Source organism: Sulfolobus acidocaldarius DSM 639, from assembly GCF_000012285.1.
GTDB classification, from domain to species: domain Archaea; phylum Thermoproteota; class Thermoprotei_A; order Sulfolobales; family Sulfolobaceae; genus Sulfolobus; species Sulfolobus acidocaldarius.
Genome location: NC_007181.1, coordinates 1709552 through 1722433, shown reverse-complemented (window position 1 = coordinate 1722433; position 12882 = coordinate 1709552). Strand labels below are relative to the sequence as shown.

10 protein-coding genes are annotated in these 12882 nt (G+C 35.7%); 6 read left to right on the top strand and 4 right to left on the bottom strand.

The features are described 5' to 3' along the window. Positions 1-486: 486 nt before the first annotated feature. Positions 487-1266 carry an FkbM family methyltransferase gene (locus SACI_RS09240; RefSeq protein WP_011278723.1) on the bottom strand — a complete coding sequence of 260 codons (780 nt, stop codon included), beginning with the start codon at positions 1264-1266 and terminating at the stop codon, positions 487-489. Between the two features lie 123 nt (positions 1267-1389). On the opposite strand from SACI_RS09240, the gene SACI_RS09235 reads away from it, so the two are divergent. The 3 genes from SACI_RS09235 to SACI_RS09225 are packed head-to-tail and all read left to right on the top strand — an operon-like array spanning position 1390 to position 5988. Next, on the top strand, positions 1390-3663 hold the full coding sequence (locus SACI_RS09235; protein WP_011278722.1) for a hypothetical protein: 2274 nt from the start codon (positions 1390-1392) through the stop codon (positions 3661-3663). 31 nt (positions 3664-3694) lie between these two features. Next, on the top strand, positions 3695-5017 hold the full coding sequence (locus SACI_RS09230) for a glycosyltransferase family 4 protein (RefSeq protein ID WP_015385717.1): 1323 nt from the start codon (positions 3695-3697) through the stop codon (positions 5015-5017). Positions 5018-5031: 14 nt separating this feature from the next. Beyond that, positions 5032-5988 (top strand): glycosyltransferase family 2 protein, encoded by a 957-nt coding sequence (locus SACI_RS09225; RefSeq protein ID WP_011278720.1) that lies wholly within the window; start codon positions 5032-5034, stop codon positions 5986-5988. A 92-nt stretch (positions 5989-6080) separates the two neighbouring features. Here SACI_RS09225 and SACI_RS09220 read toward each other — a convergent pair whose 3' ends face one another. Beyond that, a complete protein-coding gene (locus SACI_RS09220; RefSeq protein WP_011278719.1) occupies positions 6081-7148 on the bottom strand; it encodes a glycosyltransferase in 1068 nt (355 codons plus the stop codon). Between the two features lie 197 nt (positions 7149-7345). Between SACI_RS09220 and SACI_RS09215 the strand changes: the two genes are divergently transcribed. Beyond that, on the top strand, positions 7346-7693 hold the full coding sequence (locus tag SACI_RS09215; RefSeq protein WP_015385716.1) for a hypothetical protein: 348 nt from the start codon (positions 7346-7348) through the stop codon (positions 7691-7693). A gap of 95 nt (positions 7694-7788) precedes the next feature. After that, on the top strand, positions 7789-10098 hold the full coding sequence (locus SACI_RS09210; RefSeq protein ID WP_011278717.1) for a hypothetical protein: 2310 nt from the start codon (positions 7789-7791) through the stop codon (positions 10096-10098). Positions 10099-10195: 97 nt separating this feature from the next. Here SACI_RS09210 and SACI_RS09205 read toward each other — a convergent pair whose 3' ends face one another. Beyond that, entirely contained in the window at positions 10196-10981 is a 786-nt protein-coding gene (locus SACI_RS09205; RefSeq protein WP_011278716.1) for a glycosyltransferase family A protein, read from the bottom strand. 109 nt (positions 10982-11090) lie between these two features. Here SACI_RS09205 and SACI_RS09200 point away from each other — a divergent pair, with 109 nt between their 5' ends. Beyond that, the gene (locus SACI_RS09200; protein ID WP_011278715.1) at positions 11091-12083 is read left to right on the top strand and encodes a hypothetical protein; all 993 of its coding nucleotides are present in this window, start codon (positions 11091-11093) and stop codon (positions 12081-12083) included. A gap of 2 nt (positions 12084-12085) precedes the next feature. Here the strand turns inward: SACI_RS09200 and SACI_RS09195 are convergent, their stop codons facing one another. Further along, positions 12086-12820 (bottom strand): glycosyltransferase, encoded by a 735-nt coding sequence (locus SACI_RS09195; RefSeq protein ID WP_011278714.1) that lies wholly within the window; start codon positions 12818-12820, stop codon positions 12086-12088. Between the last annotated feature and the right edge of the window lie 62 nt (positions 12821-12882).

Sequence of the window (12882 nt, the reverse complement as noted above, 5' to 3'; positions counted from 1 at the left end):
AGATGCTAATCACGATCTCTTTCCTCAGTATAGACTAAGATATGTTAATAGATGAAGTTGTTATATTTATCATTACATTAAGATTAAAGTCTATTACGAGACGTTAAGGTCACTCTTACTAATGATTTGGCCCTGAAGCTACACAAGAAATTTTTACGTATTATGAGCGTAACCTCGTATTTGTACAAAGTTTGCTCTTTAGTAAAGTGTTATATTTTAAGTTCAGTAGGGCTATAGTACATGGTTTTAACCTGAAAGAAAATTTGATTAACAGGCATCTTCGAAACGTACATTAGTATATGGGTCAATCTAATTTAATTTAAGCATCTTTGTCGTCCAGGAGATATTACGAGGACTAAATATTTAAGGGTTAAGTTTCGTATGTTTACGAATATATGACAAGAAGATTTTTCCTTTTTTATAACACTATAAGTTATTATTTGGACTAGGACAATAAACCTCTAAATACCCTTTTTCTTACCAATTTTACCTTTTAAACCTAGCATAAATCATTCCAAGGTCTCTAGCATGCTTTTCAACCTTTACCTCATAACCTTCCTCCCTTAACTTCTCGGCTAAACTTCTATATTCAAAATCCCATTCAATAATTATTTCAGGTATACCTTTTATGTCCGAGATAACTCTCCTTTCACACCCTTCACAGTCAATCTTGGCTATATCAAAAGGTCCGAACTTCTCTAGAAGTGTATTCAATCTTACTTCTCTTTCATTATCGACTGTTGATAGAGCCTTATCAACTACTATTACGTTTCTTATGTCATTTAGTTCCAGGTTAACTTTCATATACTTGACCTTTTTCGGATCAGGCTCAACTGCTACTACACTTTTCGCCCCCATTAGGCTGAAGTATATTGGTGAGTCTCCTATCGCTGCCCCAATGTCTAATACCTTCTTTTCCCTTACATCTGCCTTTCGATAGTCGTTAAATGCATCTCCTGGGAACCCATCCTTCCAACCCCTTAAGATCAGGTTCTTACCAAGAAAGGAAAAAGTGACCTCATCATCGGTCAACTTCTTTACGTCCAACCCTGACAACAGAATAGCCTCTAGCCTAGTCAGTTCAATTACTTCTCCATATTTAAACGCACATTTGACCCTATCCTTACTTCTGAATATATCTATCATCACGCTATACCAGTTCTTGTAAGTTTTCTTGTATTGTCTCAAGAGTTCAATTAGTCTCTTTATTGTAGGACTGTACAATCTAACTTTTACTCCCCTGGATTCAATTATAAATTTTTTCATGAGAAGTGCTTTAATTTAGCCACTTAGTCTATAATGATAATTAAAATCATTTTCAAACCACTTAATTATTTTTAAATATTAAGGTTAGACTTTATATACTGGCAGTTTTAGATAAATTGGAATATGGACTTTCTCAGGGCTCGCCGGCTTGATCTTATCTTTTATCCACCTACCTTATTGTTAGACCTATTCCTTCTCGAACACTACTTGAAAGGTGGGATAATTTACTGGATAGATTCAGGCTTTCCGTTCATACCTTCCCTCTGGCTTTATAAGATATTTGTAGATTATTGGAATTATAATTTCTTTCCTGGTGCTCCTTTCTCCTATTCACAGCATAACCTCTTCACTGCACTAATATTTTACCTTTTAATTCAGGTTCTTAACCTCTCTTTCTCCACATCAGAACTGGTATACCTTCTCTTGTTCTTTTTCTTAGCCAAAGTTGGGTTTGTAAAGATGATTGACACTCTCCTCTCGTTGTTAGGTAGAGAGACGAATAAGTCATACATCTATCTCTCTGGGATTCTAGGAGGGTTTATGTATACATGGGGGTTCTTTGGATATAGACCACCGATATTAGGGGTTAATTATCCGTTCTTTGTCTTTTATATGCTATTCCCACTCCTACTCCACTTCGCAATGAAGTATGTATTTTTGGAGAGAAATTACCTGACGTTGACCCTTTTGCCTATTTATATCATCATGTTAAGTGGTAATCAATTTGTTACTGCCTCCTACACCCTTTGGATCTTAGTAATTTACCTAATCATGTTCATATCCTTATACACTGAGAGGAGAAAGAATATTAGCTTCAAGTTATTCCTCACAAAGAATCTCATTTTATATGGTTTAGCAATTATAGCCGGATTGGAGGAGTTATATAATGTTTATTTTGCATCCTTAAATGCCTTCTCTAGCGGTGTTTATGGACAGTTTAACGGGATGCCACTGGCTATTGCTGAATTACAAGATCAGTATAACAGTTTTACACCTCTGTCACTCTTTTCACTCTTCGCTCCTAATCGGTATACTTGGATTGGTTTACTCCTCTTCGTCGTATTAGTTATAATCTCTATTTTGTCTGTGAAGAATAAGACTGATAATAAGTTATTCAACCCTTCCTTTTTCAGTCTTCTGATCATCGGAGGGGCAACAGTAGGTTTCGTAAACCTAGTCCCATTATTTTCATTGTCTCAATCTTCCATAGGTTTCATTGCTGTAGGATTGATGTTTAGCGTTCAATTTGTTTTCTCTGGATTCCCCGTAGCATTTTTCCTCTCTTTTTTAGTTTCGTATGCAATAGTTATCTTTTTGAGGACTTTCAATAGTAATCGTAAGAAAATACTATCGCTACTTTTCCTGTCAATACTGGTCAGTGTTTACATGTCCACTTTTGTTGTCTCTGATTCTTATCAACAAATAAAGACCTTTGATTATTTACCAGTTGCAGCAACTAATGTGTTCTATCCTCCAGAGGAGCTTTTAGAAGTAGGTTACTATTTACACCAGAATGCAGAAAACTATAATGTATTATTATTACCTTTACAGTATATTGCAGGTATATATTACATTCATGATAACGTTACCATGGCTTCATTGCACAATATTGACCCTCTCTCTCAGTTCATAACGGGCACAATTGTGAAGCTTCCCATACCCAACACGGTTACGAACCCGCTTTACTTGTACTTCCCTGGAAATTTTAAGAATGTGACAAATTTCCTAGTCCTGCTTGGTATAAAGTACATAGTATTGAGCAAGAATGAGTATCCTGGTCCAGGAGTGCCATTATATCAAGCTGGTGGATACCCATGGAATTTCAGTAAATTTGAGTATTACCTTTCTCACTTACCTAATGCGACATTAACTTTGGAGAACAACTACTACAACGTTTATCGGATAAACCTAAATGTCAGCCTAATCTATGCCTCAGAGGGTATAGTTGTAAATACACTGGACTATAACCAAATTTTCCTAACCTACTCCAACAATCTATTGACTGCTCAGAGGCAGAGCTTAATTTACGGTAATGGTGCTGTAAACATAACTAACATTTCAGGCGTTAAAATGACAGTTATAAATAACTACAACAACGTGATGTATGTTGTAAAGGTCAACGCTACAAAGCCATTTTACTTGGTGCTAGATGAGGGTTATAGTAATTTTTGGAGAGTCATAATTAAGAGTCATGAGGTGAAAAGTCATTATCTGGCAAATGGTTATGCTAACAGTTGGCTAATGCCAGCTGGTGAATATACTGCTATTGTAGAGTTTTATCCGGCTAACATTATTCCGTACTTTTTCATAATCTCCTTACTGAGTCCAGTAGTTATCGCTTTGATAATTCTAGTGAAAGATAGGATTCGACTTCGTCATGTAAGATGGGAAAAATAATATAATGGCTAAAATGTGATTATACTTGATAATGGAAAAACCGATAGCTATTCTGACGAGCCTAAGGATATTGAAGAACAACTCTTTTGAAGGTGGTGGGGAGAAGGTTGAATATAATTTGGTGAAACATCTTCTGGATAAAGACAACGTTTTCATTTTACCTAAGTTGAACTCCTTCCTCGATGGGAATAATTCATATTCGTCCTTGAGCAAAATATCGGACAAGATCATAGGCTTTGAATACCTAGAGGAAGACCTGGACCCAGTTGAGAGGCTGAGGAAGTTTGTGGAGAAATTAAAGGGTAATAGGACAATCCTACTAGATATAAACTACGGTCCGTCATATAGGTTTTACAGGATGTTTAAGTTTTCAGAGCTTTTAATGGAGCCTTCGCTTAAATATGGTGAAGTCATGTATATATCTTACAAAGCAGATCTTAGAAGTTCGGTACTTCTTCAAGGTATTGCATCGCATGACTACTTTTTTGGAGTACCCCTAAATGTATTACGTTATTTAAAGAACAGATTAAGGGGTTTTCCAATTGACGTATTTATTAATCATAAGAATAAGATAGTCTACACTTTGTATAAGGGATTTAGGGAGAAGTTTATAGTGAGGAAATTGAAGAACTCCCCAAATGTGGTAAGGATTTATGGTATGTCTCCAGGGCAACTAAACTCTCTCGGAGTCCTTAATTCAGGAAAGGGTAAAGTACTTTATCCTGCAGCAGCCATAGAAGGAGAGCTACTCTCGTTTAGGGAGAAGAGGACTGATAAGGATGACTATATGGTGTTTTTTGCAAGACTTTTACCTTTAAAAGGTACTTTGGAACTACCCTTTATCCTCTCTAAAGTCAAGGAGATAGTGAAAGAGGCTAAACTCTTTATCGTAGGGAAATTTCCCGAGGACATTAGAGGAAAGAAGAATGAGAGTTTTCAGGATTACTTCTTTAACCTTGTGGAGGAAATGGGCTTGTCAGACCACATAGTATACAAAGGTTATCTGACTGGTAATGAGCTTTATGATGTGGTAAGTAAGGCTAAATGTGTAGTTTATCCTTCTCATGAGGACACGTTCTCCCTCAGTATTCTTGAGTCCATAACTGTTGGCACACCTGTAGTTAGTTATGATATTCCTGGACCAAAGAGTGTATTCAATGGTCTTCCTGCAGTTAAGTTCGTAAGGGAGTACGATATAGATGCCATGTCAAAAGAGGTGGCAAATCTTTTCAAGGCTGGATGGGAGGACTACAGGAAGATTGTCTACAACGACAAGGTAGAGAGTTTCATAAGGGATCATACAGGATGGAGGAATGTAAGCGAAAGGCTATATGAGGATTTAATGAAAGTATAAGGAGAAGGGAAGATATGCCCAAAGACTTCAGTGTCATTATAACCTCATATAATAGGAAACAGTTCCTAACTAGTTTAATTGACTCCCTCCTAATTTACACCAAGAATTATGACTCCGAGATTATAGTTGTTAAAAACTTCCTTGACGAGAGGATAGATTCTTATCTTGATTCCCTGCCTGTGATTAACATTTATTCGAAGGATACGACATTGGGTGGTAAGTTAAAGGATGGCATCAGTAGGAGTAGTGGTAATATTATATTCTTTGTAGAAGACGATGACTTATTTCACCCTGACAAGATTCCAAGGGTCCTAAATACATTTGGCAATAGAGCCAGCATAAGTAGAATAGATTTTTATCATAATGCAGCATTAACTTTCTCCGACCAGATCCCCAACAAGATTGAGGTAAAGAATGAAGTAGACGTTTTTAAGCCATCTAATAATTCAAGGTCATTACTTAACACTCTTTATCATAAACATAAGGCAGGATTTAATGTAAGTTCTATAGTTCTCGACAGAAATTTTGCTGTGGAGTCATCTGATCTTCTAGGAAAAGTGAAGTTAACGGCTGACACTTTCCTTTTCTTTTATGCTTGGGAGAAAAGGAGAAATATAGCTATTGATAAAAACACCCTAACTTTTTACAGGAGAGTTCAGCAAAGTAAAGATACAGTTAACCTTGAGGTATTCAAGATGCAATTAGAGGATGCTGAGTTATTCGAAAAGGTGTTCACTGACAAAATAATTATGGAGAACATTCAAAAGATGAAAGTGTATAGAGAGTTGTTATATAAGATTATGTCAGGCGAGAAAAGTGGATTAAGTTACGTTTGGAGAATTGCTAAGGATCTTCAGTGGATTAAGTGGGACTGGTTTATGTTTCTACTTTCTGTAATTAATTCAGCATCAAACAAGTTAGCCAGGAAGATCTACCTTAGGATGTTAAGGAGTAATTCGATGTTTAGTTAACAATAGATTAAGAGGACCTCCATATACAAACGTGTTAGAGGAATAGTAAGTCGTGCTTTTACTAATAACAGATTTACTTTATCTTTCAACCTTTACTCTGATTGATGTATATAACTTAAAAGTCTCTTAGACTGCGTCAATAGAGAAAAATATTCGGCTCTATTTCTACATTTTTGTGGTAAGGCTTCTTCGTAACCTCTCTCATAAACTTTTAAAGTAACCTCATAAAACTCTTTTTCGTTAGAGACTAACCATCCTGTTTCATCATGTATTATGGATTCCGAAGGACCACCTGAATACTTAAAAGCAATAACTGGAGTTCCTGACGCCATGGACTCTACTGGAATATATCCGAAGTACTCAAAATCAACAGGGTATAATGTAACTAATGCAGACGAGTACAAATCTCTTAACCTCTCTTCATCTACTCTGTCCCCTAAATATTCTGCCCCGTCGATTTTATACCCAATCACTTTCAACTTTATCCCAGAATTGGCAATCTTTCTCAGCAAGTCTATATGAGTAGGGTATGATCTCTTTAAAATCACTAATGCAAACTTTTCTTTTTCAGAAGAATATTTAAAACTATCAATATCTATGGGTGGGTATACAACTCCCTGTGGGACCCTGTTGTAGAAAAGGGAAACAACTAAAGCGCTTGTATTACTATTAGCCAATAACATATGATACTTCGATACAAAGTCTGAGAACCTGTGGGAGTTTCTAACTAAGAAAAGACTAACTAATCTCTTTAGAGTACCCTTTTTTGCGTAAAATGGCTTCCATAGGAACACGCTCATTAATGCTCCCTGACTCCAGTATATAATACGTCCTTTGATACTATTTACCACCGGTACCGCCTCATCATTGGTAACTATGCTAATAGAGTCGTTTACATAATTGGCAATTTTCTTAAATGGGCTTGGAGAACCAAAGAGTAGAGATATATCATAATAAACGCTTCTAGGCTGATCTAGACTAATTACCTCTATGTCATTGTTTTTAAGCTCCTCTTTAATACCATCCTCTAGCCCAAGAGACACAATCTTTACTTTTACTCCATGCTTACTCAAACCTTTAGCAAAGTTTATTGTTGCCCTACTTTGACCGTCAAACTTCTTAAGGTATGTCGTAATTAAACTAATCTCCACATAATGCATATATTCTTTAGTGAATTAATTCTTAACCTTATCCAGTCCATGTAGAAATATTAACACTCATACTTAAGTATCAAGGTCTTAGTGGGAAAGGGATTGATCGTTGACATGTTTAAGGATACAACAATCGAGCTTCTCAAGAAGACTAAGCTTTGTAAAAAGAGCGTGAGCTTAGGAGTCTATCTTAGAGATTTTGTGAGATGATAAAAAAGTTCCTAAAAGCAATTGGAAGGTTTTTGACTATGTCAAGATATATGAGTAGTGTAAGGTATGTGAGAAAGGTAAAGTACTTTAGCAAGTGGGGTTATTATTTTCTCTTGGACAGTAAGCACGTGAGAAGATATTATAACATGCTAAGTAGTGATTTTCAGAAATGTTGTAGAGATGATCATGTTAGTTTGGCGAGTAAGATGTTCAAGATAATAATTAATGTGAAGATAAGGAAGAATTTCGTGTGGGAGGCTAATGTTTCAAAATTCTTAGAAATTGATTTCCATCTCTCCTCTTTACTCTTAAAGTTTTTACTTCAAAACCTGCAAGGAGTTTAAGGATTGTTTTAGGATGTTGTAGACATAGATAGCGTAAGCATCTTTAATTTATCACCTTGTAAAGTTAAATTGAAGTGTTCATCATATTTTTTATAATGAAAAAGCATACGACTATTGTGTTCTCTCAGAAAGCGAGATTACTCCCCATCATGTCTTTAATAGCTTTTAACGTGATATTTTCCGTATTTTGGTGGTTATACACAAGGGGAGATGTTATATATTACTGGGACGGGGGTTTTCCCCTAAACCCGTTAAACTTCCTGGAGAGATACGTGAATATTTGGAACTACGGAGTCTTTCCGGGAGGTCCTGAGTTCGGATTTGTTACTTACTTTCCTCTCGCTGTATTAAGCGTTCCATTTTACATACTAGGTCTAGGAATAGGTTTAGTGCAGTGGATAGTTGTGCAGTTAATGGCAAACGTTGCTTATGTAGGAATCCTCTATACATTCAAGTTCTTCAGGAGACAAGAACTTGACCTATTGGACTATCTCTTTGTTATTTTTGTCACCTACTTCTTCATTCTGGACTACTACACTATTGGTATAAATTGGATAATGGGGGAAATTGTTCCACCTCTATATGGTTACTTTACTACTCCTTTACTAATCTACTCTTATCTCAGACTGATAACAGTCAACTCAATTAAACAATCATTAAATCTTCTTGTACTTGTATCATTAATAGGTCTAGGAGGCATGATATATGAGTTTCAGACAATGACAGCTTACTTTATTTTATTTATGATAGTGGTAACAGTTCCCTTGATCAAGATATTCCAATTATCCGTTAGAAAAGTCTTATTTAGGTTCTTACTTTTCTTCACTATTCTCTTAATTTCTGGCTCCTACCTAATCTTTTATCTCTATTTCTCAAGCACGGGAGCATATTCTTCCTCTCTCCAGACGTTTTCAGGTCAAAACGTTGTAGTATATCAATTATTGGACACCTATAAAAACTATAACCTTTCTACATCTTTTCTGCTTTATTATCCTGCAATATCTGTAACTCCATCTCTCCTTAATTACTTAGTTGGAGCTATTGGACTCGGTGTAACTGTTGTTGTACCATTAATATTCAGTGTCATCTTCAGAGCTCAGCCAAAGATGTATTTCCCTCTAAGATTGTCCTTAACTTTAACTCTGATATTACTCTTCCTCCTCCAAAGTGGCGTGATAAGTCTAGTCCCACTCATTGAATCGAATATAATCAAGTTACCTATTCTTGGTATATTAATTACAGGCTTTTCGTACATGGTGCAACCGGTGCATGTAGGTTATATGATAAACTTGAGTCTCCTAATTCTCCTCATACTAAGTTATGACTTCATAAGAAGACATCCCTTCCCCGCTAGAAGAATAGTTAATGCTCTCCTCTATTTATTTTTGCTCATTAATTCTATAATATTTTCATATGTAGGAATAACTCATTCATCTACTAGTTATTACAGCCTTTTGTTAGGTAATACAGACGAGAAGATCCTGAATACCTTTAACTATCCTCAGTGGTTTGTTGCATCTTCTGAGGTGTTGTCGAAAGCTGGCTATAATAACGTACTGTTCTTACCTATACAGTTAGCACTCTCAACAGCCACATATTACAATGGAAGCTGGGTTGGATCAAACACACCTCCCCAAACCTACTTCTTCATGGGCCAGGTGATCTCGGATGCTGGCAAATCACCCATTGTCTTCGTATTGGCTAAATATTTACCTTCAAACAACATAACAGACCTAGTAAATTTACTTAAGGTACTTGGTGTTAAATATGTAGTGTTAAATAAAGGAGCATATCCAGGTCCGGGTACATTCGCTAGACCATACTATAATTTTTCAGGGGCTTATCCATGGAATTTCACAGCTTTTGAGATTATGTTGAACTCCTCAAAAGGGTTGAAATACGTTGGAAGTTATGGCCCGTATAAGATTTATGAAGTTGAAGGCAACGTACCCTTAGTTTATGCGAGCAGTGGAGTAACAGGTAATTTGAGTTATGATGAAATCTTTTGGAATTTCTCTACTGGAAAGTTCAAGGCTTTTAATGTCTCATTTATTGACGGAGGACCTAAGCTAAATATCTCAAACGTGAGTAATGTGCATTTAGAGTATCAAATTGAAAGTCCCGATAAAATAGTAGTTAAAGTAAACAGTGACACGAGCTTTTATCTTGTCTTTACAACAGGATATAATCATTGGTGGGAGTTATCGGTAAACGGTAAAATTAATAATAATCACTACGTAGCTAACGGATTTGGAAATGCCTGGTTAATGCCATCTGGGAATTACACAGCAACTATTGAGTTCAAGTACAGTAATGTTAAAAAAGTGCTATTTTTTGTGTCATTCCTACCGTTACTCATTTTGTCATCTCTATTAATTAGTGAAAGGTTGCGTGAAAGTAAATAGTGGAGACTGATAACATGTGACTTTAATGAACAGTGAATTCCAGTATATCGAATTTTTTATTCAACAGTGTCTTAATCAATTTATGACATGAAAGTTTTCATCCTAATAAGTAGCCTAATATGAATGGAATGCCTCTAACCACATACAGGGTATACAGTCCAAGTTTACTTCCCTTGCATATTTTCCTCTTCTTTCTAGATGTCTTAGTCAAAATTTGAAACTCAGTTCCTTTCAATATCCTTAAACTCCTCCCATACCTATAATATTTTCTAATTATGCTCAAGAAAGTTTCATCGCCATAATGAAAAATCAATGAATCTCTAATAACATGTAACTTATTGGAAAACATTCGAGACGTAAAATAAATCAACTCATGATCAGGATATAACACCTTATCAAACTTATCCCCCAGTTTATCCCTTAACAACTCAAATGTCTTAGTAAGCAGTTCTGAGTTAAATGCTCTGGGAAGTAAAAAACCTTTAACTGCATCTGGTTCATTACAATTTATGAGGTTATCCTTGTCAAGTTGTGCTAATCTTATCCACAAAGACGAATTCCCTACTTCAGCCTCTCCCACGATTATCATATCGTGTTCTATTTCTGATAGTATTTCTAAAGTATCTTTCCTTAGAACTCTAGTCTCATCAAGAACTAAAGCCTTTTCTCCTGATGAATTTTTATGGGCTAAATATCTAGCATTTAACAAGTTCACTTTCTCCCTGACCTCCTTAAACCCATATTCTCTTATGAGGTCTGATATCAATTCGTCACCAGAATTTACGACTATCACCTCAAAGTCTTGATAGGTTTGGGTTCTTATGGACTCTAACACATTTCTTAGATACTTCCCATGAACAACTGGGATCTCAATCGACCACATTATATTTATCTTATGTTTATCTGCTTTATATTAAAATCCCTCATTTCCGATAGAGAGACTTGAAAACGCTTTCATTTGGCTTAAATATTATAATACTTAATAGTATTGTATGAGATCTGTGATAATTCTGTTGATGCTTTTCCTTCTCTTGATGTTAATTCCAACCTACACCAATTCTCTTATGGTGCAACTTAGTTATCCTAATAGTGTATATTTGGGTCAGAATATAGAAATTAAGTTCTCTGTCTTAGAGACCAAGATAAACTCAATAAATTTCCCTAACATCTCTACAGGTGTCAAGTTAATAAAGAATGGTAACCTATTAACTTACCAAGGTTTTGTGGCTAACTATATTCTATTCCCTGTTAACTTCTCGATATCAAATGAGATGATAGTCTCATTCGTGGGTATTTGTAATCTTTCAAGGATATCAGGTATAGTTTTTTATGGGCAAAACTTTACTCCGCCACTACCTGACTATAAGTCTAACACGTCAATACTTACAGTCGCTCTGAACGGATACCTATGGCAGAACATGAATAATAGTTGGGACCTCATAGGACCTATACCTGGTCCGTCAGGAAACTATATAGGGGATACTTTGATAATCAATAAGCCTGTTAATTATACAGTTGTGTTGACTGATGATAACGGGAAGGCAGAATTATCTAGAGTATTTATAAATGGTAGTGAATATTATGTAGGCATTAAGACCAATTTTCCGTGGAATATAACGTATGTTGGTTTTAGGTTAGATAACGCCACCGTTAGACCTTTAGAGTTCTCTGTGATAGCACCGTTCTCAGATGAGCCATACGTAGTTTTCGTTAACAATCATCAATATTATAGTGGTTACACAGATAATTATGGTAACGGTAAATTTACTTTAACTGTAAATTCCACGTCCATGACAGTAAACATAACTTTCCCTAAACTGAAGACCTTTAAAGTGATAAACGTATACGGAGAGTCTCCTCCTCAAGGAAGTGTAGGTATCAAAGTTGAATACCCTGTAGAGCCTATGCTTATATTCGGTTTAGCCATAGCCATAACTGCAGTAGCGTTCACTTTAGACATCATTTATAGGAGAAAAGGAAAGTGAGGCTAGGAGTTCAGTCTATTAAATACCCAACGCTGGAACCTTACCATTAATGGATAGTAAAGTAATTTTTTGAAGGGAGAATAGAAAATTCTAAGCCTGAGAAGTGATAACGCCATAAGGACTATAGTTTTTGACAAGGATTTTCCTATTTTGCTGCCATCCTCGTCATTTAAGTATTGAATTTCAACTTCCTTTATGGTATATCCTCTTCTCTTAAACGCGTAAATTATGTTAACATCAAATAATAGATCGTTAGAAATTAACTCGTCTGCAACACTGATCACTTTACTTCTCTTAACTACTTTAACACCTGATTGGAAATCTGATATTTTTCTGAGACTAGGAAAGAGAAGCCTTACAAGAAATATGAAACCTTTATGTAGTATGTATCTCTCAGAGGAGATATTAACAAATCTTCTCTTAGTTATTACTAAATCAGCATCAACTGATAGAACCTTTTCCAAATCATCTCTTGTGGTAGGTAGATCTGCATCTATCAACAGTATTCTATCTACTGAACTATTTTCTATTCCAATCTTAATGGCAAGACCTTTACCCAGTCTATTTGGACTCTTAAGCAACTTAACCCCATTAAACTTCTTCACAACCTCAGGCGTATTATCTTTTCCGTCATGAACAACAATTATCTCGGCGGAGTCGAACCATATACCAAGGCATGACAACGTATTGCCAATTCTATTCTCTTCATTGTATGCCGGTATCACAACACTAAGCATTCATAACATCTTTATTTCTCTGTTTTATAAAACTTTACCAATCTCGTAGGCAGAAAAAACCA

Coding starts and splice junctions, on each gene's coding strand:
- SACI_RS09240 (WP_011278723.1), bottom strand. CDS start 1,266: ATGAAAAAATTTATAATTGAATCCAGGGGAGTAAAAGTTAGATTGTAC.
- SACI_RS09235 (WP_011278722.1), top strand. CDS start 1,390: ATGGACTTTCTCAGGGCTCGCCGGCTTGATCTTATCTTTTATCCACCT.
- SACI_RS09230 (WP_015385717.1), top strand. CDS start 3,695: ATGGAAAAACCGATAGCTATTCTGACGAGCCTAAGGATATTGAAGAAC.
- SACI_RS09225 (WP_011278720.1), top strand. CDS start 5,032: ATGCCCAAAGACTTCAGTGTCATTATAACCTCATATAATAGGAAACAG.
- SACI_RS09220 (WP_011278719.1), bottom strand. CDS start 7,148: ATGCATTATGTGGAGATTAGTTTAATTACGACATACCTTAAGAAGTTT.
- SACI_RS09215 (WP_015385716.1), top strand. CDS start 7,346: ATGATAAAAAAGTTCCTAAAAGCAATTGGAAGGTTTTTGACTATGTCA.
- SACI_RS09210 (WP_011278717.1), top strand. CDS start 7,789: ATGAAAAAGCATACGACTATTGTGTTCTCTCAGAAAGCGAGATTACTC.
- SACI_RS09205 (WP_011278716.1), bottom strand. CDS start 10,981: ATGTGGTCGATTGAGATCCCAGTTGTTCATGGGAAGTATCTAAGAAAT.
- SACI_RS09200 (WP_011278715.1), top strand. CDS start 11,091: ATGAGATCTGTGATAATTCTGTTGATGCTTTTCCTTCTCTTGATGTTA.
- SACI_RS09195 (WP_011278714.1), bottom strand. CDS start 12,820: ATGCTTAGTGTTGTGATACCGGCATACAATGAAGAGAATAGAATTGGC.